The sequence below is a fragment of the Variovorax boronicumulans genome (genome assembly GCF_030812215.1).
GTDB lineage: Bacteria > Pseudomonadota > Gammaproteobacteria > Burkholderiales > Burkholderiaceae_C > Variovorax > Variovorax boronicumulans_C.
Window position 1 is genome coordinate 44,996 of sequence record NZ_JAUSSG010000012.1, and the last position, 20,922, is coordinate 65,917.

Genomic DNA, 20,922 nt, shown 5'->3' on the forward strand with positions numbered 1-20,922 from the left:
CGATGTCCGCCGATTCCGACTACGCCAGCCCCGCCGTCCGCAAACTGCGCGAAGACCTCGCGCTGGCCCTGCGCGCCGCCGCCCACCACGGGTTGTCCGAAGGCGTCTGCAACCACTTCAGCGTGATGCTGCCGGGCGCGCAAGACCGCTACCTGATCAACCCGCGCGGCCTGCACTGGAGCGAGATCGGCCCCGACGACATCGTGCTGATCGACGTGCACGGCGAAGTGCTCGCCGGCCGCCACCGGGTGGAGCCCACCGCTCTCTTCATCCACGGCGCGGTGCACCGGCTCACCGGCCACGCGGTCGTGCTGCACTGCCACATGCCCTACGCCACCGCGCTCACGCTGACAGTCGACCGCGCGCTCGATCCGACCGCCAGCCAGAACGCGATGCGCTACATGAACCGCATCGCGATCGACGCGGTCTACAACGGCCTGGCGCTCGACGATGCCGAGGGCGAGCGCATCGCCCGCGCGATGGCCGGCAAGGACATCGCGTTCCTCGCGAACCACGGCGTGATCGTGGCGGGCGCCAGCATCGCGCACGCCTACGACGATCTGTACTACCTCGAACGGGCGTGCCTGCACCAGGTGATCGCGCAGTCGACCGGGCGGCCGCTGGTGCCCGTCGATGCGAAGCTGGCCGCGCATGTGGCGGCGCAGATCCAGGGCGAGCGCGAGCAGTCGGACCTGTTCTTCGAGGCACTGCGCCGCATGCTGCCGCCGCCTTCGCGCGGCTGAACGCGCGCGGACACGCACACGCACAAGGCCTCCCGGCCTACAACCAACGGCACACCCGTGACGGTGCGCGACGGGTGTGCAAGACCTTAGGATCAAGGCATGTCCGGCACGCGCTCCCCAGGGAGGTGCGCACGGGCTTACAGCTCTTCATCCGATTTCGCCTCAGCCTTACACAAGGTTCACACAAGGCGGCGACGATGAGGCTTCCAACCACTCCACGGGAGTTGACATGAAAAAGCTCACTTTCGCAGTCGCCGCAGCCGCCTTGATGTCGCTGGCGGCACTCAGCGCACCGGCGCAGGCCCAGACTGGAGGCCGCTTCATCCAGGCCCAGGTGTACGTGGTGCCCGCACCGCCGCCACCGCGCCGCTACTACGCGCCGCCGCCTCCGCCGCGCCACTACCACCCGGGCTACTACCGCGATGGCCGTCACTACGACCATGGCCGCCGCTGGGACGACCGCCGCCACTACGGAGGCCGCCGCGACAACGACCATGACGGCGTGCCCAACCGCTACGACCGCCGGCCCAACAACCCCTACCGCTATTGATCGACGAGAACAAAAAAACCCGGGCCGAGCGCCCGGGTTTTTTCTTCGGGGCGCCGCTCAGGCCGCCGCAGGTTTCGGCGCCGCCGCATAGGCCGGCGTGTCGCTCGACAGGCTCTGCTTGAGCTGGCGCGAAACCTCGTCGGCCAGCACCTCGGGCTTGCCGGCCTCCACGCCGGCGAACGCCTGGCGCGCCACATCGTCGGGCGATGCCTTGGCGCCCGGCACATGGGCCGCCATGTCGGTGTCCATGTAGGCCACGTGCAGGCTCGTCACCTGCGTGCCCTGCCCCGCCAGTTCATTGCGCAGGCCGTTGCTCAGCGACCATGCGGCCGACTTGGTCGCGCTGTAGGTCGCCACGCTTGGGAAGCTGGTCCAGCTCAGCGCCGACAGCACGTTCACGACCGCGCCGCCGCCATTGGCCGCGAGCACGGGCGCGAAGGCCTGCGTCAGCGCCCAGGGGCCGAAGAAGTTGGTCTCGAGCTCGGCCCGCGCCGCATCGACCGCGCCGGCACCCAGCAGGTTCGATCCGCGCGAGATGCCCGCGTTGTTGACGAGCAGCGTGACGTCGCCGCAGGCCGCCACCGCAGCGGCGATCTGCGCGGGCTGCGTCACATCGAGCGGCACCGGCGTCACGCCGGCCAGCGTGATGCTCTTCGGGTCGCGCGCGGCGCCGTAGACCTTGCTCGCACCCGCCGCAAGCGCAGCCTTGGCGAAGGCCAGCCCGAGACCGCGGTTGGCGCCGGTGATGAAGACGACGGAGTCCTTGATTTTCATGGGGGTCTTTCGGTAGGTAGAAAACTGTTTCAGGCCTGCGCCACCCGGCGCAGCAATCCGGCGGGCGTGCGCGGCCAGCCCACACGGCCGAACCAGGCGCCGCCGGCAATCGCCGAGGCGATCACGATGCCGTACACCACCAGCGCCACGCCCTGCGCAGCAAACACGCCGGTGAGACCGCCGCCCCAGCGCAACGCGAGCCAGCCGCCCGCGCCCGCCACCGCGAGCCGCGCGATGTTGCCGAGCACCGGCCACAGCAGGCGGCCTGCACCCTGCGAGGCGAAGTACAGAACGAGCCCCACGCCGAAGAGGCCGTAGAACGGCCCCACCACGCGCAGGTAGTGCGCGCCGGTCTCCAGCATTGCCGGATCGTTGCCGAACAGCAGCAGCCACGGACGCGGGAACAGCGCGGCGGCGAGGCCGATGGTCTCGGTCAGCGCAAAGGCCAGCGCCGCGCCGGCCCAGGTGGCGCGCAGCGCGCGTTCGCGCTGGCCCGCGCCCATGCAGGTGCCGACCATCGCGACCAGTGGGGCGCCCAGGCCGAACACCAGCGGCACCAGCAGGTATTCGAGCCGCGAAGCCGTGCCGTAGCCGGCCAGCGCGCCCGAGCCGAAGTGGCCGGTGAGTGCGGTCGCGATGCCGATCGACAGGTTGGTCGCCACCGTCGACACCGCGCCCACCAGCCCGATGCGCAGGATGTCGCGGAACAGCGGCCACTGCAGCTTCAGCGCCGACAGCGTCGGCTTGAGCAGGCTGCGCGAAGAGCGCAGGTAGACGATGAGCGCAATGGAGCCCAGCAGGTAATACAGCAGCAGCGCCATTGCACCGCCGGCGATGCCCATGCCCGGAATCGGCCCCCAGCCGAAGATGAGGAGCGGCGACGCCGGAATGAGGAACACCACGCCCACCACCGTCACGTTGGCCGGCACCGACATGTTGCCGGTGCCGCGGATGATGGCCGAGAGCGAGTTGAAGAGCCACACCAGCACCGCGCCCGCGAACACCCAGTTCGAGTAGGTGAGCGCCGCGTCCAGCGCGGGTCCGGTGCCGCCCATGATCCCGTAGAGCCATCGCCCGCCGAACAGCAGCGCGAGCGTGAAGCACAGGCCGAAGCCGAGCGCGATGACGACCGCATGCCACACCAGCGCATCGGCGGTGTCGCGACGGCGTGCGCCGAGCGCGCGGGCGATCGACGAGGCGATGCCGCCGCCCATCGCGCCGCTGGAAGTCATCTGCATCAGCATCACGATCGGGAACACGAGCGCCATGCCCGCGAGCGCGTCGGTACCGAGCTTGCCGACGAAGTAGGTCTCGATGAGCCCGACGGAGGCCTGCGCCACCATCACGAGCACGTTGGGTGCTGCCAGGCGCAGCAGCGTGGGCACGATCGGCGCTTCGAGCAGCAGGCGCGTGCGCGGGTCGAGCTCGGTGTGGGCGGCGGTTGTCATGGTTGTGGCGTCCCGGTCGTCAGGCGCGCGCTGCGGCGGGCGTCACCGGCGTACCGGCCTTGGCGGCCGGACGTCGGATCATCATCACGACCACGGCCGCGACAAGGCAGGCGGCGCCGGCTGCGTACAGCGCAGGCGTGTAGGTCAGCAGCAGCGTGCGCGCAAAGCCTGCGCCGTACGCGGCGGTAGCGGCGCCCAGCTGGTGGGCGGCGAAGATCCAGCCGAAGACCAGGCCCACCTTGGCCGGGCCGAAGGCGGCGCCCGCGAGCTTGACGGTCGGCGGCACGGTGGCGATCCAGTCGAGGCCGTAGAACATCGCGAAGAGGCCGAGACCATAGATCGTGAATTCCGAATGCGGGAGCCAGAACAGCGACAGGCCGCGAAGGCCGTAGTACCAGAAGAGCAGCTTGCGGTTGTCGTAGCGGTCCGAGAGCCAGCCCGAGAGGATGGTGCCCACGAAGTCGAAGGCGCCCATCATCGCGAGCACGGAAGCGGCGGGCACGGCGCCCATGCCGTTGTCGCCGCACAGCGAGATGAAGTGGGTCTGCACAAGGCCGTTGGTGCTCAGGCCGCAGATGAAGAAGGTGCCGGCCAGGATGAGGAAGGTGCGGTTGGTCGCCACTTCCTTCAGCACGCGGAACGGCGTGGCGAAGTTCATCGTCGCCGCGGGCGCGGTCGGTGCCGCAGGCTGCGTGCCGGGCTTTTCGCCGTAGGGAAGCAGGCCGACATCGGACGGGCGATTGCGCACAAGGCACAGCGCGAGCACCGCGATCAGCACGCTGCCGATCACGATCGGCACGATGGCCGAGCGCCAGCCCCAGTGCTCGATCATCCAGGCCGCGAACGGCAGGAAGGCCAGTTGCCCCGTCGCCGAACTGGCCGTGAGCATGCCGATGACCAGCCCGCGGCGCGCGACGAACCAGCGGTTGGCCACCACCGCGCCGAGCACCAGCGCGGTCATGCCGGTGCCCAGGCCCAGCATCAGGCTCCACAGCACGAAGAGCTGCCAGAGCTGCGAGGCCATGGTGACCAGCGCCATGCCCAGGCCGACCAGCGCGAGGCCGGTGCAGATCACCGCGCGCAGGCCATAGCGTTCCATCAGCACCGCGGCGAACGGGCCCATGAGGCCGAACAGTGCGAAGCGCAGCGCGAGCGCCGAGGAGATCTGCTCGGTGCTCCAGCCGAATTCCTTGCCCAGCGGCTGCAGCATCGCGCCCGGCAGGCCCAATGCGGCCGACATCGTCAGCATGGTCAGAAAGGTGATGGCGGCGACGATCCAACCGTAGTGGATGCCGCGGCGCTGCAGCCATGCGGAAACTGGGGTGGCGAACATGGGACCTCTGCTGTTGGAATGGGATGTGGAGGAGAAGAGAAAGCTATGCCGCGCGCGGCTGTTCGCGCCTGGCGAAAGTGGTGTTGCGGGTGGTCCGGTCAGTCGCTGCCGTCGGCCGCGTCCTCGGTGCCGAGCAGCTCAAGGGATTCGTCGATCAACAGGTGCAGCGCCAGCACGCGCTCCACCCCCAGGAGCGCATTGAGCTTCTGCTGCGCGGTCTTCCAGTGCTGCTGCGCTTCCCGCCACTTGGCCTCGCCCTCGGGCGTGAGCGCCACGAGGAGGCTGCGCGCATCGGCACCGGCGCTTTGCGAGATCCAGCCCGCGGCGATCAGCGGCTGCAGGTTGCGGCTCAACGTGGAAGCGGTCATCTTGAGCTCGCCCGCCAGGTCGACCGGGCGAGAGGAGCCCAGCCGCTTGAGGTGCGACAGCAGGGAGTACTGCGTGGTCTTGAGACCGCTCTTGGACACCTCGGCGTCGTAGTGCGTCGACAGGCGACGCATGAGCTGTCGTACCTTGAAACTCGTGCAGCCGCGGGGTTTGGTCTGGATGTCCATGGGCAATGATTGTAGGTGCAACTGTTGCATATACAATTCACAACCCCATTCAAAGCCCCCAGGAGCAGTACAGGCATGACGCAACCCACCAGCCAGCTCGACGCATGGATCGCCGAGGAACGCGCGATCACCGACCGCCTCGAAGGTGGCCCCGGCCCCGGACTCGCCCGCCCCGAGCAGATCGCCGGCAAGACCGGGCTCGAAGTGATGCAGGCGATGCTCAACGGCGAGATTCCCTACGCGGCCATCGCCAAGACGCTGGACTTCACGATCGTCTCGGTCAGCAAGGGCGTCGCCGTCTTCCAGGGCACCCCGCTCGCGCAGCACCTGAACCCGCTGGGCACCATCCACGGCGGCTGGGTCGCCACGATGCTGGATTCCGCCTTGGGCTGCTCGGTCCACACGATGATGCCGCCCGGCCGGGCCTACACGACCGCCGAGCTGAGCGTGAACTACGTGAAGGGCCTCACGCCGAAGGTGCAGCGGGTGCGCGCCGAAGGCAAGGTGATCCATTGCGGGCGGCAGCTTGCGACCGCCGAGGCACGGCTTGTCGGGGCCGACGGGACGCTGTATGCGCATGCGACGACGACTTGCCTGGTGTTCGAGGTGCCGGCGGCAAGATAGATAACTACCATCAGTAGGCCTTCGTCTTGTAAGTCCAAAAGGGTCGCCCTCCTCCCCGCGTTGATAATTGTTCTCATCGGCGCCGCCGCAAGCCGGCCGCCGGTGCCTGTCACCCCAAGAACACGTCAGTTATCGACCTGGAGGATCTGTCATGACCCAACGCCTCGGCGCCCGAACCCCTGCGCGCGCTGCGCACGCACTGATCGGCGCCACCACCGCCTGGCTCGCCATCACCGCCCTGCCCGCGCACGCCGCCGAAGAACTCACGCTCTACACGACGCGCGAGCCCGCGTTGATCCAGCCGCTGATCTCCGCCTTCAGCGCGCAAAGCAATATCAAGGTCAACACCGTGTTCGTGAAGGACGGGTTGCTCGAGCGCGTCAAGGCCGAGGGCGCACGCTCGCCGGCCGACGTGCTGATGACGGTGGACATCGGCAACCTCATGGACCTCGTCGACGGCGGCGTGACACAGCCCGTGAAATCGCCCGCGCTCGAATCGGCCATTCCGGCCAACCTGCGCGGCGCCGACGGCCAGTGGTTCGCGCTCTCGATGCGTGCCCGCGTTCTGTATGCCGACAAGGCCCAGCCGCTCACCAGCTTCCGCTACGAAGACCTGGCCAACCCGAAGTACAAGGGCAAGGTCTGCATCCGCGCGGGCCAGCACCCGTACAACACGGCCCTCGTCGCAGCACTGATCGCGCACGACGGCGAAGCCAAGGCCGAGCAGTGGCTGCGCGGCGTAAAGGCCAACCTCGCGCGCAAAGCCACGGGCGGCGACCGCGACGTGGCGCGCGACATTCTCGGTGGCATCTGTGACATCGGCATTGCCAACTCGTACTACGTCGGCCAGATGAAGAGCGCCAAGGAAGGCACCGACGCGCGCAAGTGGGGCGATGCGATCAAGGTGGTGCGCCCGACCTTCGCCAATGCCAAGAGCGGTGGCACGCACGTCAACATCAGCGGCGCCTCGGTGGCGAAGAACGCACCGCAGCGTGCCAACGCGGTCAAGCTGCTCGAGTTCCTGGTGTCCGAGCCGGCACAGGCGCTCTACGCGCAGGCCAACTACGAGTACCCGGTGCGCAAGGGCGTGGCGCTCGATCCGATCATCGGCCAGACCATCGGCGAGCTGAAGGTCGATCCGCTCCCGCTCACCGAAATTGCCAAGTACCGCAAGCAAGCCAGCGCGCTTGTCGACAAGGTCGGCTTCGACCAGTGATGGACGCGGGCAGGCCCGCCTTGCCGGTGCCTGAAAAATGCAAATGACACGGCGCCAGCCGCCGGCCCTGCAAGCCGCAGGACCGGTCTGGCGCCTTGCCTCGCTCGCCATCGCCATCGGCGTGCTCGCGCCGGTGCTCACGCTCCTGTGGCTCGCCTTTGGTACCGGGGTCGGGCACTGGGGGCCGCTGTTCGCGCATGTGCTGCCGCAGGCGGCGCTCAACACGGCACTGCTGCTGGCCGGTGTCGGCACGCTGGTGCTGCTGATCGGCACGGGCTGCGCGTGGCTCGTCACGGCGCATGACTTTCCGGGGCGCGGCATGCTGCATTGGGCGCTGCTGCTGCCGCTCGCGATGCCGACCTACATCGTCGCCTTCGCTTACCTCGACCTGCTGCATCCCATCGGCCCGGTGCAGGGCGCGATCCGCTGGATGCTGGGCTTCGACAGCCCGCGCCAGTTCCGGCTGCCCGACCTGCGCTCGATGCCTGGCGCGATCTTCGTGCTCGGCTTTGTGCTCTATCCGTATGTCTACATGACGGCGCGCGCGATGTTCATGACGCAGCCGGCGCACCTGCTGGAAGCCGCGCGCACGCTGGGCGAGAGCCGGCGCGGCGCGTTCTTTCGCGTGGCGCTGCCTCTCGCGCGCCCTGCGCTGGCGGTCGGGCTGAGCCTCGCGCTGCTCGAAACGCTCAACGACATCGGTGCATCGGAATTCCTCGGCGTGAACACGCTCACGGTCGCGGTCTACACGACGTGGATCACGCGCTCCGACCTGGCCGGTGCGGCGCAGATTGCATGCGCGATGCTGTTCGTGGTGGTGGCGCTGGTCTGGCTCGAACGCAATGGCCGCCGACACCAGCGCTTCGGCTCGTCGCAGCGCATGCGCGCAGTGCAACCGCGGCGCCTGCATGGCGGCGCGGGCTGGGCCGCGACGGCGGTCACTGCGCTGCCGGTGCTGATCGGTTTCGTGGCGCCTGCGCTGTATCTCGTCTGGGAAAGCGCCAAGCGCCTGCTTCAGGGCGGCGGCGTTTCGCACGGACTCATCGCGAGCCTCGGCAACACGATCGCGCTGGCCGCGGGCGTCACCGTGGTTGCGGTGGCCGCGGGATTGATCGTCGCCTGGGCCGCGCGCAGCCAGGGCACAAGCCCCAACCGCGCACGCTGGCAGGCGCGCGCCGCCACGCTGGGCTACGCGGTGCCGGGCACGGTGCTCGCCATCGGCCTGCTCACGCCGGCGCTGGCCTTCGACGCCGCGCTCGCCACCGCCTTCGGCTGGCAGGGCCTGCCGCTGATGAGCGCGGGCATCGTGCTGATCGTGGCCTGCGCGATCCGCTTCCTCGCGATGCCGGTCGGCGGCATCGAAGCCGGCCTCGCGCGCATTCCGCCTGCCATCGAGCAGGCCTCGCGCCTGCTCGGCGAAACCACCGCGGGCACGCTGCGCCGCGTGCACCTGCCGCTGCTGCAGCCCGCCATTGCCGCGGGGGCGCTGCTGGTCTTCGTCGATGCGATGAAGGAGTTGCCCGCCACGCTGCTGCTGCGCCCCGCCAACTTCGATACCCTGGCCACCTGGCTGTACGCCGAGGCCGCGCGCGGCACTTACGAAGAAGGCGCGATCGCGGCGCTCGCCATCGTGCTGGCCGGCCTTTTGCCGGTGGTGCTGCTGGCACGCAATCAGCTGGGCACGGCACCAGTCGCGCCCGTTCCAGAACACGCATGAGCGCCGCGCCGTGCCGCCCCCAGCAAGCTCGCTCCCGCCTGGCGGGAAGGCGCACGGCGCCAAGGGTGTACCAATGAGTTCTCCACTGCATCTCGAATCGATCCAGCTCGCGTACGACACGCCGCGCGGGCTGCACACCGTCGTCGACGACTTTTCGCTGTCGCTCGCTGCCGGCGACATCGCCTGCCTGTTCGGCCCCTCGGGCTGCGGCAAGACGACGGTGCTGCGCGCCATCGCGGGCTTCGAGCCGCTGCGCGCGGGCACGATCCGCCTCGACGAAGTGGTGCTGTCTTCCGCTCGCTCGCACCTGCCGCCCGAACAGCGGCGCGTGGGGATGATGTTCCAGGAGTACGCGCTGTTCCCGCACCTCTCGGCCGCGAAGAACGTCGCCTTCGGGCTGCGTCGCCTCGACCGCGCGGCGCAGCAAGCGCGCGTGGCCGAGATGCTGGCGCTGGTGGGTCTGGCCGAGGCCGGCGAGCGCTACCCGCACGAGCTCTCGGGCGGGCAACAGCAACGCATCGCCCTGGCTCGCGCGCTCGCGCCTTCTCCGGCCCTGCTGCTGCTCGACGAACCGTTTTCCAATCTCGACGGCGGCACGCGCGAACGCCTGACTGCCGAGGTGCGCGGCATCCTCAAGCAAGCCGGCCAGACCGCCATCCTGGTCACGCACAACGAGGCCGAAGCGCATGCGATGGCCGACCGCATCGGCGTGATGCACAACGGACGCATCACGCACTGGCTCGATACCGCGGCCTAGCACAAGGCGCCCAAACGGCGAATGGGCTTTCCGGGAAAAGGTTGTTCGGGATCGCAAGAATCGCGGCGATCCAAGTACCCAACCGAAGACGGAGAGCCCCATGTCCCAACCCCTCACCCTCGTCAGCCATCTGCTGTGCCCCTACGTCCAGCGCGCCGCCATCGCGCTCGGCGAAAAAGGCGTGCCCTTCGAGCGCGTCGTGATCGACCTCGCGAACAAGCCCCAGTGGTTTCTCGACATCTCGCCACTCGGCAAGGTTCCGCTGCTGAAAGTGCAGCGCCCCGACGGCACCGAGGCCGTGCTGTTCGAGAGCAACGTGATCTGCGAGTACCTCGAAGAAACGCAGCCCGGCGCGCGCCTGCACCCCGAAGACCCGCTCACCCGCGCCGAGCACCGTGCGTGGATGGAGTTCGGTTCGGCCATCCTCGCCGACCTCTGGGGTTACGAAACCACGCAGGACGCGGCCGTGTTCGAGCAGAAGCGCCTCGCGCTGGTCGCGAAGTTCGAGCGCGTCGAAGCGGCGCTCGGCGCCGGCCCTTACTTCGCGGGCAAGGACTTCAGCCTGGTCGATGCGGTGTTCGCGCCGGTGTTCCGTTACTTCGAGGTGTTCGACACGCTCATCGATTCGCGCATCTTCGCCGCGCTGCCCAAGGTCGATGCCTGGCGCAAGGCGCTGGCTGCCCGGCCGAGCGTGCGCAACGCGGTGGTGCCCGAGTACCCGCAGCACCTGATGGAATTCCTCAAGCGCCACGAGGCCCACCTGCTGACAGCGGCGGCTTGATCGCTGCGGCGGGAAGCCGACAATAGCGGCTCCCCTCCCCTTTTCCCTCATAACTACACGGCACCACGAGATGCGATTCCTCCACACCATGCTGCGCGTTGGCAACCTCCAGCGCTCCATCGACTTCTACACCAAGGTGCTCGGCATGAACCTGCTGCGCACGTCGGAAAACCCCGAGTACAAGTACAGCCTCGCCTTCCTCGGCTTCGACAAGGGCAACCCCGAGCAGGCCGAGATCGAGCTCACCTACAACTGGGGCACCGAGAGCTACGACCTGGGTACCGCCTACGGCCACATCGCGCTCGGCGTGCCCGATGCATACGCGGCCTGCGAAAAGATCAAGGCGGCGGGCGGCAACGTGACGCGCGAAGCCGGTCCGGTCAAGGGCGGCACCACGGTGATCGCCTTCGTGACGGACCCTGACGGCTACAAGATCGAACTGATCCAACGTGCCGAGCACGCCGAAGGCGCCGGCCTGCGCTGAAGCACGCGGGCAACGCCATGGCCAGCCCGAAGAAGGAACAGAAGAAGGCGACGACAGCGCGCCACGTCGCGTTGCTGCGCGGCGTGAACGTCAACGGCATCACCGTCAAGAGCGCCGAACTGAAAGCGCTCTTCGTCGAACTCGGCTTCGGCGCGGTGCGCACGGTGCTCGCGAGCGGCAACGTGCTGTTCGACACCGACGAGCGCGATGCCGACGCCTTGCGCACGCGCATCGAGCAGGCGCTGCGCGATCGCTTCGGCTACGACGCATGGATCGTGCTGCTCACGCAGAAGCAGGTGGCCGACATGGCCGCAGCGTATCCCTTCGAACGCATCGACGAAGAGCGGCATCCGTACCTCGTGTTCGGCTCCAACCCCGCGATGCTCGACGAGGTGATGGAAAAGGCCGGCACCATCGACCCGAAGCTCGAGCGGCTGAAGCAAGGCAAAGGCGTGCTGTATTGGCAATGCTCGCGCGGCGAAAGCACCGATACGCCGGTGGCCAAGCTGCTGGCGAAGACGCGCTACAAATCGAGCACGACAGCGCGCAACCTGCGCACGGTCGAGAAGCTCCTCATGGACTAGGGCCTGTTCACAGGCCCGAATCAGCAGCCCAGCAGATCGGCCAGCTGGTCGATGTCGCGCGCATGCAGGCTGTTGTCCGGCTGCGGCGAAACATCCTTCGGCTTGGCGCGGCCGAACTCGTGGGGGCGCTCGATGTAGGCGGTCTTGAGGCCGCACACGCGTGCGGCCGCAAGGTCGTCATGGTGCGCAGCCGCCAGCATCACCTGCCCCGGCGTTGCATCGAACACGCCGGCCACGCCGAGGTAGGTGCGCGGATCGGGCTTGTAGGCCTTGAACACCTCGGCCGACAGCACGCAGTCCCAGGGCAGGCCCGCACGCTTGGCCATCTCGGTCAGCAAACCGATGTGCCGTTCGAGAGCGTGCAGATGGTGAACTTCTTCTTGAGCCGCGTGAGCCCGGGCACCGAATCGGGCCACGCCGGCAGCCGGTGCCACGCACGGCTCAGGTCGCGCTTGGCGGCGGTGTCGAGGCGATCGGCCAGGTCGAAATCGCGCAGCACCTGCTCGAGCATGCTCAGGTGCAGCTCGTCGAGCAGCGTGAAGCCGCCCTCGCCCGCCGCGATGCGCTCCATCACCGCCTTCATTGCCGGCTGGTAGCCGGCACGCCATGCAAGTGCGAAGGTCGCGCCCTCCACGCCCGGCAGCACGCGCTCGACCTCGGCGGCAATGCCGCTGTGCCAGTCGACCACCGTGCCGAACACGTCGAATGCGATGACCTTCAGGTCGCTCGCGTCGAACGCGGCGTCCATGTCAGCGGGGCAGCTGGCTCGCTGCGCGTGCCAGCTGTTCGATGCGCGTCCAGTCGCCGTCGCGGATCGCGTCCGTGGGCACGATCCACGAGCCGCCCACGCAGGCCACGTTCGACAGCGCGAGAAACTCGGCCGCGTTGCCCGCATGGATGCCGCCGGTGGGGCAGAAAGTGACATCGCCGAACGGGCCCTGCCAGGCCTTGAGCATCGGCAGGCCACCCGCTTGCAGCGCGGGGAAGAACTTGAGCTCGGTGTAGCCGTCTTCCTGCGCCGTCATGATTTCGCTGCCGGTCGCCACACCAGGCAAGAGCGGCAGCCCGAGGTCGTGGCAGGCCTTGCCGACCGCGCGCGTGTAGCCCGGGCTCACGCCGAACTTGGCGCCAGCCAGCGCCGAAGCCTGCGCATCGGCCGCGCTGCGGATGGTGCCGGCGCCGGCCACGGCTTCGGGCACTTCCTTGGCGATGGCCTCGATGCACTGCAGCGCCTGCGGCGTGCGCAGCGTGACCTCGAGCATGCGGATGCCGCCGGCCACCAGCGCGCGCGCCAGGGGAATGGCGTCTTTCACGTCGTTGAGCACGATGACCGGAATGACCGGTGCGTCGCGCATCACATCGAGGGCGGTGAGTTTGTCGTTCATAGCCATGAGCAGGCTCCTTCTTCTGCGGTGAGTGCATTGCGGCGCATGCCGGCGAACAACTCGCGGCCGAGGCCGTGTCCGTCGGCAATGCGCTGCGCTTCGGGCAGTGTCGCGATCTCGCGCGCGGCCCATTCGTCTTCGGGCAGCAACACGGCGAGCGTACCCGCTACCGCGTCCAGCCGGATCACGTCGCCGTCGCGCACCTTGGCCAGCGGTCCGCCTGCCGCCGCTTCGGGCGACACGTGGATGGCCGCCGGGATCTTGCCCGACGCACCGCTCATGCGGCCATCGGTGACCAGCGCGACGCGAAAGCCCTTGCCCTGCAGCACCGACAGCGGCGGCGTGAGCTTGTGCAGCTCGGGCATGCCGTTGGCCTGCGGGCCCTGCCAGCGCACCACGCAGACCACGTCGCGTTCCAGTTCGCCGGCGGTGAAGGCTTTTTGCAACGCAGCTTGCGAATCGAACACGCGCGCGGGCGCTTCGATCACATGGCGGTCGTCAGGCACGGAGGAGACCTTGATGACGCTGCGGCCCAGGTTGCCGCTCAGCAGCTTCAGGCCGCCCGTGGCGCTGAACGGCTCTGCCACGGTGCGCGCGACCGCATCGTTCTTCGACGGAGCGGCGGGTGCCCAACTCAGGCGCTGTTCGCCGCCATCGGCCAACGTCGGGATGTTGGCGAATTCGCGGATGCCGCCAGCGCGCACGGTGAGCACGTCGGCATGCATCAGGCCCGCATCGACCAGTTCGCCGATCACGAAGCCGGGGCCGCCCGCGGCCTGGAACTCGTTCACGTCGGCGCTGCCGTTGGGGTATACGCGGGTCAGCAGCGGAATGACGTCGGAGAGCTTCGAGAAATCGTCCCAGTCGATCACGATGCCTGCCGCGCGGGCCACGGCCACCCAGTGGATCAGGTGATTCGTCGACCCCCCGGTGGCCAGCAGTGCGGCCATCGCATTCACGATGCAGCGCTCGTCGACCATCTCGCCGATGGGCGGGCAGTGGAACGCCGCATCGCTCGCGCGGCCCAGCACCGTGCGCACCGCCTCGCGCGTGAGCGTTTCGCGCATCGCGTCGCCGGGCTGGATGAAGGCCGTGCCGGGCACATGCAGGCCCATGGCTTCGAGCAGCATCTGGTTGCTGTTGGCGGTGCCGTAGAAGGTGCAGGTGCCCACCGTGTGATAGGCCGCCATTTCCGCATCGAGCAGGCCCTGCCGGCCCACGAGGCCCTGCGCCGCTTGCTCCCGCACCTTCGACTTGGCGTTGTTCGAGAGGCCTGAGGGCATCGGGCCGGCAGGCACGAACACGGTGGGGAGATGGCCGAAGTGCAGCGCGCCGATCAGGAGGCCCGGCACGATCTTGTCGCACACGCCGAGCATCAGCGCGCCATCGAACATGTCGTGCGTGAGCGCAATGGCGGTGCTCATGGCGATGACATCGCGGCTGAAGAGGCTCAGTTCCATGCCGGGCGTGCCCTGCGTGACGCCGTCGCACATGGCCGGCACGCCGCCGGCGACCTGCGCGGTGGCGCCGAGGCGCCGTGCCTCCTGCTTGATGATGTCCGGATAGCCCTGGTACGGCGCGTGGGCCGAGAGCATGTCGTTGTAGGCGGTGACGATGCCCAGGTTGGGCGCGCGCTCGGTCACCACCCTGAACTTGTCGTTGGCCGGAATGCCGGCCACGGCGTGGGCCACGTTGGCGCAGCCCATGCGGTCGGAGCCTCGGTCGCGGTTGCGGATTTCGGCGAGCTGTGCGAGGTAGGCGCTGCGCGTGCCATGGCTGCGCTCGCGGATGCGATCGGTGACGTCGCGGACGGTGGGGTGTGTGCTGCTCATGGGGGTAGTTGGCTCTTGCTGCGTGTCGCCGGAGCGACTGGAGGCCTGAAGACCCATCGTACCAAGGCAGGCGCAAATGGCCGATGAAATCCGGGCGCCAAACGATACGAATTTACTCAGGCTTGGCCCATGGCGACCTCAAGCGGCGCACCAATGAAAAAGCCCGGCAATGCCGGGCTTTATTGCGGGTGTCGCGGGTGTGTTCAATCCACCAGCCTGGCCTCGACGCGACGCGCCTCGGCGTTGTTGCCCGACCCCGCCGTCACCTCGGGCTTCTGCAGGTCGATCTTGGAGGCCGGAACGCCCAGGCCGACGAGCACGTCGCGCACCATCTCGGCACGCTTCTTCGCGAGCGATTCGTTGAGGGCTGCGTCGCCGGTGGTGTCGTGGAAGCCCGAGACCACCACCTTGCGGCCGCTCTCCACGCCCTTGATGACCGCGGCCAGCGCCTCGGCGGCGCCCGGTGCGAGGTCGGCGCTGCCGGTGGCGAAGTAGAAGTTCACCACGCCGTTGACCACGCGGATGCTCGCGCCATCGGGGATCGTGACCGTGACCGTCTCGGTCACTTCGGCCAGCCTGGGCGCTTCGCCGGGTGCGGGCGACGAGATCACCACGGCCGGGGGCGTGCCCTGTGCCGCGACCGCGGCACCGGAGGCGCTGTGACCCTTGTGCCAGATCACGATGCCCACGACAAAGAAGATCACCAGCGCGATCAGCGCCATGAGAAAGCCGAGGATGAAATTCTGCTGGCCGTCGTCGTCGCTCATGGGTGCGCGTGCTCCGTAATTGAGGGGTCGGTAAATAATGGTGCGGTGAACCATGACTCCGAAATTGTAGGCGGCGCTCCTGACAGGCCCGTGTCGGACCCCGCGCCGAATCCGGGCCCGCCCGGCCTGGACCCCATGCCCAGGCCCCTGCGCGATCCGCAGCCCATGCTCGAGCGCGCGATTGCCGACTGGGGCGGGCACGACGACCTCTGGCTGTTCGGCTACGGCTCGCTGATCTGGCGGCCGGAGTTCGGCTTCATCGAGCGGCGCCCGGCCTGGGTGCACGGCTGGCACCGGGCGCTGAAGATGTGGAGCCGCGTGAACCGCGGCAGCGTCCAGACGCCGGGCCTCGTGTTCGGCCTGCTCTCGGGCGGCAGTTGCCGCGGCATGGTGTTCCGGGTGCCCAAGGCCGACGGGCTCGAAACGCTGCGCCGCCTCTGGCTGCGCGAGATGCCCACCGGCGTGTACGACCCCAAGTGGCTGCGCTGCGGCACCGCCGAGGGGCATGTCAACGCGCTGGCCTTCACGCTGTCGCGGCGCAGTCCCAACTTCACTGGCGACCTGAGCGACGAGCGCTACCGCCACATCTTCGCCCACGCGGTCGGCCGCTACGGCAGCTCGCTCGACTATGCGCAGCAGACGCTGCTCGAACTGCAGCGGCATTCGATCCACGATGCGGCGCTGGCGCGGCTGGTGGCACTGGCCGAGGCCAAACAGGCATCCGAGGCAGCCGCCGATTGCGATACCTCCCCGGCTTCGGTATATGTTCCGGGGTCTTCCGACAATTCCTCTTCCCAACCTTCATCCGGGCCTTTGTCCGGACCGTCCAAGGAAAAACCATGAACCATCGTCGTCTCTTCGCCACTGGCACCGCCCTCCTGGCCACCGCCGTGCTCGCCGCCTGCGGCAGCATGGGGGGCAAGCCGAGCACGGCCGTCGAGCTGGTGCCGACCGCTGCGATCACGCCCAACCCGACCCGCGGCACGGTCAAGCTCACCGCCCTGGACCACGGCGTGCGCGTCTCGGGCGAAGTGCGCGGCCTCGTGCCGGGAAGCGAGCACGGCTTCCATATCCATGAAAAGGGCGACTGCGGCGACAACGGCAACGCCTCGGGCGGCCACTTCAACCCGACTGGCGGCACGCACGGCAAGTTCGCCGCGCCGGGCAGCCATGCCGGCGAACTGCCGAGCCTGGTGGCCGACGCCGGCGGCGTGGCGCGCTTCAGCGTGGACGACCACTCGATCTCGCTGACCGACGGCGCCGCCAACAACGTGGTCGGCCGCGCGCTGGTGGTTCATCGCGACCGCGACGACTTCACGACGCAACCGGCCGGCAACTCCGGCCCGCGCATCGCCTGCGCCGTGATCCCGAAGGGCTGATCCGCCCGATCAGCGTCCCGCGCGTTCGAGCCACAGCGCCTCGGCGCGTGCCAGGGCCTCGGGGGTGTCGATGTCGGTCACGATGCCGGCATCGTCCACCACCAGGTCGGCAACCGAGTCGATCGCGCGCATCGACCGGAGAACCGGCGATGCGCCCAGGTTCCCTTCCAGCGCTGCGAGCTGCGCGCGGCATCCGGCGGCAAAGGCGACCGGGTGGCCGCGCTCTCCCATGAACTGCGGCTGCACCGCATTCACCCGGCCGTTGAGCGCGCCGGCCACGGCCCGCAGCGTCTCGGGCCGCACCAGCGGCAGATCGCCCGGCAGGATCAGCCAGCCGATGGCATCGGGCGTTGCGCGCACCGCGGCGGCAATCGAATCGCCCATGCCCGGATGGCCCACGTCTTCCAGGTGCCACGGCAGGCCGCTCGCGCGCACAGCATCGAGCGTGCGTTCCAGCACCGGCTTGCCCGCGAGCAGGGCCTTCAGTTTCGAGCCCGTGCCGCCGGCTGCAATGAAGCGCTCGCCCCGGCCGGAGGCCAGCACGATCACCACGGGAGAATTCGCCTTTGTCGTCATGGGCCGAGTATGTGCGCAACAATCCCGGCATGACTTCCCCTCTCTCCAACGAAGCGCTCGCCGCGCTGCGCAAGAGCTACGAACGCGCCGAGCTCGGCGAAGCCCACAGCGCGGACGATCCGCTGAAGCAATTCGAACGCTGGCTCACCGAGGCCATCGACGCGCAGGTGCCCGAGCCCAATGCGATGACGCTGTGCACCGTGGGCAGCGACCTGCGGCCCTCGAGCCGCATCGTGCTGATCAAGGGCTACGACGCGCGCGGCCTCGTCTGGTACACCAACTACGAGAGCCGCAAGGGCCGCGAGCTCTCGGGCAATCCGTATGCGTCGCTGCAGTTCCACTGGGTCGAGCTCGAGCGCGTGGTGCGCATCGAAGGCCGTGTCGAGAAGGCCGGCGCCGACGAGAGCGACGCCTACTTCGCGAGCCGACCGCTCGATTCGCGCATCGGCGCCTGGGCCAGCCCGCAGAGCGAAGTGATCAGCGGTCGCGACGTGCTGGTGAAGAACGCGGCCGTGGCCGCCGCCAAGCACCTGCTCTCGCCGCCGCGTCCGCCGCACTGGGGCGGCTACCGCCTGGTGCCGGACCGCTGGGAGTTCTGGCAGGGCCGCAAGAGCCGGCTGCACGACCGGCTGCGCTACCGGCTCGAAGGCACGGACTGGGTGCGCGAGCGGCTCGCGCCCTGAACGTTCCTGTCAGGCCTCGCAGCTGACTACTTTGAATTCGACGCGACGGTCCAGCGCGTCGCTCGCATCGTCGGCCCCGGTGCCGACGATGTTCTCCCGAAAGCCCATGCCCGACTCGCGCAGCTTCTTCGCAAGCGGCGGCGCCTCGGTCACCAGCCGCGACTTGACGCTCACCGCGCGTTGCAGCGACAGCCGCTCGTTGACCGACTCCGAGCCCGTGCGGCTCGTATGCCCCGTTACCACCACGCACGAATCGATCTGCGCCGCCTGGCGCGCGATCTGCCGCAGCCACATCGGGTAAGCGGCGCTGATCTTCGGATCGCCGAGGAAATCGGTCGAGCCCGGCTTGAACAGGAACTTGACGCTCAGGTTGTTGGTTTCCAGGCCCAGGCGCGCGATGGTGCCGAAGGTCTTTTCCGCATCTGCCGTGCGCCCGAGTTGCGACTGCGTGAGGTACATGCCGCTGTAGATGCGCAGTTGCTGTCCGTCGGGCCGCTTGGCCGCCGCCTCGTAGCGGCCCAGCGCCTCGCTCATGCGGCCGGCTTCGTAGGCCGCGGTGGCTTCCTGCAGCACGGTCGAGGTCGGCAGGCGTTCGAGGTACAGCGCATCGGCCGCCTGCCCCGGCTGGGTTTCGGCGGTGCGGATGTAGCCCTCCACGCCGCGGTCCTTGCCGTTCACCGGGCTGTCGCGAAAGAACGCGGTGGGCCGGGTGTCGAGCGTCGCGTCGCTGATGCGCGCGACCGACTGCGCGATCACCACGCCGCTCTTGATTTCCGTCAGCGCGAGGTTCAGGCGGTAGCGCCCGCCGGTGGCGTCCTTGTCGCGCATCAGCGTGCCGTTGAGCACGTACTGCGCATTGCCGATCTCGGTGGTGTTGAACGGGGACACGGTGAACTGCTTGAACTGCGCCTGCATGCGCTGCACGATGCGCTGCTCGGCCACGCGCGTCACCTCGGTCTGCTGGCCGCTCGCGCCTTCGAGCAGCGGGTCGATCACGATGCGGCGCTGCGTGAGCGACTCCACCTTCGCGAGAAAGGCCGGGAGCTTCTGCGTCTGCACGATCAGGTCGTCCACCGCCTGGTCGACGGCCTGGTCGAAGGGCATCGCGTTGCCGGGCACGGGGCGGTTCGCGCAGGCGGCGGCGAGCGCAGCGGCGCACAGCGTCAGCGCGCGCAGCGTGGTGCGGACCCTCTGGCCGAACTGTCGAGTGGTGGCGTTCATCGTCGTCATCAGCACTGGCTCCTCAATGTCTTCATGTCCTCGTCCGACAACGGCTCGCCGACGGCGGCGCGCATGTTGATGTCGGTGCAGCGCTTGGAAGGCGCGGGTCTTCTTGCAACGGGCTCTCTCGGCATTTCATGCGGCTGCGTTGCAGGCGCGGCCGATGCTGTGGCCTGGGGCCTGGGTCTGGCTGCCGGGCGCACCGCGGGAGCGGGCGCCGGTGCGGACCTGGACTCGGCCTCCACTGGCTTTTCTTTTTTTTCCGGCGCCTCGCGCGGCACGTTGACCGACAGGCACGGCGTCCTGCACGGCTTGCCGTCGGCCGCCGCCTGCGCGGGTGGGCCGTACAGCGCGATCACCGTCGCGACCACCGCCATAGCAACAAGGGGCGAAGAGCACGCCGGGTAAATCATCAGCCGGCAAATGTAGGGCTGCAGGCGCCCTGCGCCATTCCACCAAACGGCCACCCCTGCCAAACGGCATAGGGGCCGGCGGACGGCCGATAAAGCGAAAGACCGCGAGCCGGCTGCGAAGGGAGAACCGAAGGACTCAGCTTCTCAGGGAAGCCACTGCACCCAGATCATCACGAGCGTGAGGGTGCCCAGCGCCAGCACCGTGGACACGGCCACGCTGGCCGTGACGAGGTCCTCGGCCGTGCGGTAGCGCTGCGAGAACAGGAACACGTTGGCGCCGATGGGCAGCGCCGCCGCCACCACCATCACGGTGAGCGGAATGCCGCGCACGCCGAGCAGCCAGCCGATGACGGCCACCAGCAGCGGATGCAGCAGGTTCTTCACCAGCGCCTGCACCAGCGCGCCGCGCCAGTGCCGACCGATGGGCGTGAGCGCGAGCGTGATGCCCACCATGACGAGCGCCACCGGGCCGAAGGCCTGGCCGAGCAGCTGGATGGGCTTGTCGATCACCTCGGGCATCACGAGGCCGGTCTGCGCGAACAGCAGACCCGCGATGATCGGCAGCGGCACCGGATGGATGATGGCGTTGCGCAGGGCCCGCAGCACGGTGCGCGCCATCGAGCGTTTTTCTTCGCCGCTGACCACCGCGTGCTCGCGCGCCACGGCCAGTTCGAGCACGAGCGTGGCGCTGGTCATGAGCACCAGCGAATGCAGCGAGATGAGCGTCAGCAGCACCACCATGCCCGCCTCGCCGTAGGCAAGGCCGACGAGCGCGATGCCGATCATCACGGTGTTGCTGTAGGTGTTGGCGAGCGCGATCACCGCGGCGGTGCGGTTGAAACCGCGCAATGCGAGCGTGCCTGCGAAAAGCAGACCCGAGGCGATGAAGTAGGCGGCAACCGGCTTGAGGCTGAGCTCCTGCACATGCACCGTGCTCATCGCGCGGAACAGCAGCGCGGGCGCGAGCAGCAGGAAGATGAGGTTCGACAGGTCCTTCACCGCGTTGCCGCCGATCCATCGGCGCCTGCCGGCCAGGTAGCCCGCCGCGATGAGGATGACGACGGGGAGCAGCGAGGAGATGACGAAGGAGTTCACCCCGTC

At 68.7% G+C, this 20,922-nt stretch carries 23 protein-coding genes and 1 pseudogene; 13 read left to right on the forward strand and 11 right to left on the reverse strand.

Going from position 1 to position 20,922, the window contains the following annotated elements:
• Window positions 1–2 precede the first annotated feature (2 nt).
• Together J2W23_RS27150 and J2W23_RS27155 are read left to right on the forward strand one after the other, a co-directional pair.
• Entirely contained in the window at window positions 3–743 is a 741-nt protein-coding gene (locus J2W23_RS27150) for an aldolase (protein ID WP_307650963.1), read from the forward strand.
• Window positions 744–972: 229 nt separating this feature from the next.
• Window positions 973–1,293, forward strand: coding sequence for a hypothetical protein (locus J2W23_RS27155; protein WP_176656211.1), 321 nt, complete (start codon window positions 973–975; stop codon window positions 1,291–1,293).
• A 57-nt stretch (window positions 1,294–1,350) separates the two neighbouring features.
• On the opposite strand, the gene J2W23_RS27160 is transcribed toward J2W23_RS27155, so the two are convergent.
• The 4 genes from J2W23_RS27160 to J2W23_RS27175 form a co-directional block, all read right to left on the reverse strand.
• Window positions 1,351–2,067 (reverse strand): SDR family oxidoreductase, encoded by a 717-nt coding sequence (locus tag J2W23_RS27160; protein WP_307650964.1) that lies wholly within the window; start codon window positions 2,065–2,067, stop codon window positions 1,351–1,353.
• A 29-nt stretch (window positions 2,068–2,096) separates the two neighbouring features.
• Window positions 2,097–3,515: an MATE family efflux transporter gene (locus J2W23_RS27165; protein ID WP_176656209.1), complete on the reverse strand. Its 1,419-nt coding sequence runs from the start codon at window positions 3,513–3,515 to the stop codon at window positions 2,097–2,099.
• Window positions 3,516–3,534: 19 nt separating this feature from the next.
• Window positions 3,535–4,848, reverse strand: a complete 1,314-nt coding sequence (locus J2W23_RS27170) for an MFS transporter (protein WP_307650965.1) — start codon at window positions 4,846–4,848, stop codon at window positions 3,535–3,537.
• 98 nt (window positions 4,849–4,946) lie between these two features.
• Window positions 4,947–5,402 carry a MarR family winged helix-turn-helix transcriptional regulator gene (locus J2W23_RS27175; protein ID WP_176656207.1) on the reverse strand — a complete coding sequence of 152 codons (456 nt, stop codon included), beginning with the start codon at window positions 5,400–5,402 and terminating at the stop codon, window positions 4,947–4,949.
• 75 nt (window positions 5,403–5,477) lie between these two features.
• On the opposite strand from J2W23_RS27175, the gene J2W23_RS27180 reads away from it, so the two are divergent.
• The 7 genes from J2W23_RS27180 (at window position 5,478) to J2W23_RS27210 (ending at window position 11,565) form a co-directional block, all read left to right on the forward strand.
• Window positions 5,478–6,026: a PaaI family thioesterase gene (locus J2W23_RS27180; protein ID WP_206174599.1), complete on the forward strand. Its 549-nt coding sequence runs from the start codon at window positions 5,478–5,480 to the stop codon at window positions 6,024–6,026.
• Between the two features lie 151 nt (window positions 6,027–6,177).
• Window positions 6,178–7,242: a Fe(3+) ABC transporter substrate-binding protein gene (locus J2W23_RS27185; RefSeq protein ID WP_176656205.1), complete on the forward strand. Its 1,065-nt coding sequence runs from the start codon at window positions 6,178–6,180 to the stop codon at window positions 7,240–7,242.
• 43 nt (window positions 7,243–7,285) lie between these two features.
• Window positions 7,286–8,959: an ABC transporter permease gene (locus tag J2W23_RS27190; RefSeq protein ID WP_307650966.1), complete on the forward strand. Its 1,674-nt coding sequence runs from the start codon at window positions 7,286–7,288 to the stop codon at window positions 8,957–8,959.
• A 73-nt stretch (window positions 8,960–9,032) separates the two neighbouring features.
• On the forward strand, window positions 9,033–9,716 hold the full coding sequence (locus tag J2W23_RS27195) for an ABC transporter ATP-binding protein (protein WP_307650967.1): 684 nt from the start codon (window positions 9,033–9,035) through the stop codon (window positions 9,714–9,716).
• Between the two features lie 100 nt (window positions 9,717–9,816).
• Window positions 9,817–10,497: a glutathione S-transferase family protein gene (locus J2W23_RS27200; RefSeq protein WP_307650968.1), complete on the forward strand. Its 681-nt coding sequence runs from the start codon at window positions 9,817–9,819 to the stop codon at window positions 10,495–10,497.
• 70 nt (window positions 10,498–10,567) lie between these two features.
• A complete protein-coding gene (gloA, locus tag J2W23_RS27205) occupies window positions 10,568–10,981 on the forward strand; it encodes a lactoylglutathione lyase (RefSeq protein WP_176656201.1) in 414 nt (137 codons plus the stop codon).
• A gap of 17 nt (window positions 10,982–10,998) precedes the next feature.
• Window positions 10,999–11,565 carry a DUF1697 domain-containing protein gene (locus tag J2W23_RS27210; protein WP_307650969.1) on the forward strand — a complete coding sequence of 189 codons (567 nt, stop codon included), beginning with the start codon at window positions 10,999–11,001 and terminating at the stop codon, window positions 11,563–11,565.
• Between the two features lie 20 nt (window positions 11,566–11,585).
• On the opposite strand, the pseudogene J2W23_RS27215 reads toward J2W23_RS27210, so the two are convergent.
• From J2W23_RS27215 to J2W23_RS27230, 4 genes and pseudogenes are all read right to left on the reverse strand, one after another.
• Window positions 11,586–12,313 (reverse strand): annotated as a pseudogene (locus J2W23_RS27215) (haloacid dehalogenase type II).
• A 1-nt stretch (window position 12,314) separates the two neighbouring features.
• Window positions 12,315–12,950 (reverse strand): bifunctional 4-hydroxy-2-oxoglutarate aldolase/2-dehydro-3-deoxy-phosphogluconate aldolase, encoded by a 636-nt coding sequence (gene eda / locus J2W23_RS27220; RefSeq protein WP_373423999.1) that lies wholly within the window; start codon window positions 12,948–12,950, stop codon window positions 12,315–12,317.
• A complete protein-coding gene (gene edd, locus J2W23_RS27225; protein WP_307650971.1) occupies window positions 12,947–14,782 on the reverse strand; it encodes a phosphogluconate dehydratase in 1,836 nt (611 codons plus the stop codon). Before edd ends, eda begins: the two co-directional genes overlap by 4 nt.
• 203 nt (window positions 14,783–14,985) lie before the next feature.
• Window positions 14,986–15,549: an OmpA family protein gene (locus J2W23_RS27230; protein WP_307650972.1), complete on the reverse strand. Its 564-nt coding sequence runs from the start codon at window positions 15,547–15,549 to the stop codon at window positions 14,986–14,988.
• A gap of 135 nt (window positions 15,550–15,684) precedes the next feature.
• Between J2W23_RS27230 and J2W23_RS27235 the strand changes: the two genes are divergently transcribed.
• Window positions 15,685–16,392 carry a gamma-glutamylcyclotransferase gene (locus J2W23_RS27235; RefSeq protein ID WP_176656195.1) on the forward strand — a complete coding sequence of 236 codons (708 nt, stop codon included), beginning with the start codon at window positions 15,685–15,687 and terminating at the stop codon, window positions 16,390–16,392.
• Window positions 16,389–16,928 carry a superoxide dismutase family protein gene (locus tag J2W23_RS27240; RefSeq protein ID WP_013542668.1) on the forward strand — a complete coding sequence of 180 codons (540 nt, stop codon included), beginning with the start codon at window positions 16,389–16,391 and terminating at the stop codon, window positions 16,926–16,928. Before J2W23_RS27235 ends, J2W23_RS27240 begins: the two co-directional genes overlap by 4 nt.
• Before the next feature lie 9 nt (window positions 16,929–16,937).
• Here J2W23_RS27240 and J2W23_RS27245 read toward each other — a convergent pair whose 3' ends face one another.
• A complete protein-coding gene (locus J2W23_RS27245) occupies window positions 16,938–17,504 on the reverse strand; it encodes a nucleotidyltransferase family protein (protein ID WP_307650973.1) in 567 nt (188 codons plus the stop codon).
• 29 nt (window positions 17,505–17,533) lie between these two features.
• Here J2W23_RS27245 and pdxH point away from each other — a divergent pair, with 29 nt between their 5' ends.
• On the forward strand, window positions 17,534–18,187 hold the full coding sequence (pdxH, locus tag J2W23_RS27250; RefSeq protein WP_176656193.1) for a pyridoxamine 5'-phosphate oxidase: 654 nt from the start codon (window positions 17,534–17,536) through the stop codon (window positions 18,185–18,187).
• Window positions 18,188–18,196: 9 nt separating this feature from the next.
• Here pdxH and J2W23_RS27255 read toward each other — a convergent pair whose 3' ends face one another.
• On the reverse strand, window positions 18,197–19,417 hold the full coding sequence (locus J2W23_RS27255; RefSeq protein WP_176656192.1) for an OmpA family protein: 1,221 nt from the start codon (window positions 19,415–19,417) through the stop codon (window positions 18,197–18,199).
• A gap of 24 nt (window positions 19,418–19,441) precedes the next feature.
• On the opposite strand from J2W23_RS27255, the gene J2W23_RS27260 reads away from it, so the two are divergent.
• The gene (locus J2W23_RS27260; RefSeq protein ID WP_307650974.1) at window positions 19,442–19,816 is read left to right on the forward strand and encodes a hypothetical protein; all 375 of its coding nucleotides are present in this window, start codon (window positions 19,442–19,444) and stop codon (window positions 19,814–19,816) included.
• A 149-nt stretch (window positions 19,817–19,965) separates the two neighbouring features.
• Here J2W23_RS27260 and J2W23_RS27265 read toward each other — a convergent pair whose 3' ends face one another.
• Window positions 19,966–20,916, reverse strand: coding sequence for an AEC family transporter (locus J2W23_RS27265; RefSeq protein ID WP_307650975.1), 951 nt, complete (start codon window positions 20,914–20,916; stop codon window positions 19,966–19,968).
• Between the last annotated feature and the right edge of the window lie 6 nt (window positions 20,917–20,922).

What these genes read in the sequence shown, in the direction of transcription:
- J2W23_RS27150 (WP_307650963.1), top strand. Translation starts at nt 3, where the DNA reads ATGTCCGCCGATTCCGACTACGCCAGCCCCGCCGTCCGCAAACTGCGC.
- J2W23_RS27155 (WP_176656211.1), top strand. Translation starts at nt 973, where the DNA reads ATGAAAAAGCTCACTTTCGCAGTCGCCGCAGCCGCCTTGATGTCGCTG.
- J2W23_RS27160 (WP_307650964.1), bottom strand. Translation starts at nt 2,067, where the DNA reads ATGAAAATCAAGGACTCCGTCGTCTTCATCACCGGCGCCAACCGCGGT.
- J2W23_RS27165 (WP_176656209.1), bottom strand. Translation starts at nt 3,515, where the DNA reads ATGACAACCGCCGCCCACACCGAGCTCGACCCGCGCACGCGCCTGCTG.
- J2W23_RS27170 (WP_307650965.1), bottom strand. Translation starts at nt 4,848, where the DNA reads ATGTTCGCCACCCCAGTTTCCGCATGGCTGCAGCGCCGCGGCATCCAC.
- J2W23_RS27175 (WP_176656207.1), bottom strand. Translation starts at nt 5,402, where the DNA reads ATGGACATCCAGACCAAACCCCGCGGCTGCACGAGTTTCAAGGTACGA.
- J2W23_RS27180 (WP_206174599.1), top strand. Translation starts at nt 5,478, where the DNA reads ATGACGCAACCCACCAGCCAGCTCGACGCATGGATCGCCGAGGAACGC.
- J2W23_RS27185 (WP_176656205.1), top strand. Translation starts at nt 6,178, where the DNA reads ATGACCCAACGCCTCGGCGCCCGAACCCCTGCGCGCGCTGCGCACGCA.
- J2W23_RS27190 (WP_307650966.1), top strand. Translation starts at nt 7,286, where the DNA reads ATGACACGGCGCCAGCCGCCGGCCCTGCAAGCCGCAGGACCGGTCTGG.
- J2W23_RS27195 (WP_307650967.1), top strand. Translation starts at nt 9,033, where the DNA reads ATGAGTTCTCCACTGCATCTCGAATCGATCCAGCTCGCGTACGACACG.
- J2W23_RS27200 (WP_307650968.1), top strand. Translation starts at nt 9,817, where the DNA reads ATGTCCCAACCCCTCACCCTCGTCAGCCATCTGCTGTGCCCCTACGTC.
- gloA (WP_176656201.1), top strand. Translation starts at nt 10,568, where the DNA reads ATGCGATTCCTCCACACCATGCTGCGCGTTGGCAACCTCCAGCGCTCC.
- J2W23_RS27210 (WP_307650969.1), top strand. Translation starts at nt 10,999, where the DNA reads ATGGCCAGCCCGAAGAAGGAACAGAAGAAGGCGACGACAGCGCGCCAC.
- eda (WP_373423999.1), bottom strand. Translation starts at nt 12,950, where the DNA reads ATGAACGACAAACTCACCGCCCTCGATGTGATGCGCGACGCACCGGTC.
- edd (WP_307650971.1), bottom strand. Translation starts at nt 14,782, where the DNA reads ATGAGCAGCACACACCCCACCGTCCGCGACGTCACCGATCGCATCCGC.
- J2W23_RS27230 (WP_307650972.1), bottom strand. Translation starts at nt 15,549, where the DNA reads ATGAGCGACGACGACGGCCAGCAGAATTTCATCCTCGGCTTTCTCATG.
- J2W23_RS27235 (WP_176656195.1), top strand. Translation starts at nt 15,685, where the DNA reads ATGCCCAGGCCCCTGCGCGATCCGCAGCCCATGCTCGAGCGCGCGATT.
- J2W23_RS27240 (WP_013542668.1), top strand. Translation starts at nt 16,389, where the DNA reads ATGAACCATCGTCGTCTCTTCGCCACTGGCACCGCCCTCCTGGCCACC.
- J2W23_RS27245 (WP_307650973.1), bottom strand. Translation starts at nt 17,504, where the DNA reads ATGACGACAAAGGCGAATTCTCCCGTGGTGATCGTGCTGGCCTCCGGC.
- pdxH (WP_176656193.1), top strand. Translation starts at nt 17,534, where the DNA reads ATGACTTCCCCTCTCTCCAACGAAGCGCTCGCCGCGCTGCGCAAGAGC.
- J2W23_RS27255 (WP_176656192.1), bottom strand. Translation starts at nt 19,417, where the DNA reads ATGACGACGATGAACGCCACCACTCGACAGTTCGGCCAGAGGGTCCGC.
- J2W23_RS27260 (WP_307650974.1), top strand. Translation starts at nt 19,442, where the DNA reads ATGTCCTCGTCCGACAACGGCTCGCCGACGGCGGCGCGCATGTTGATG.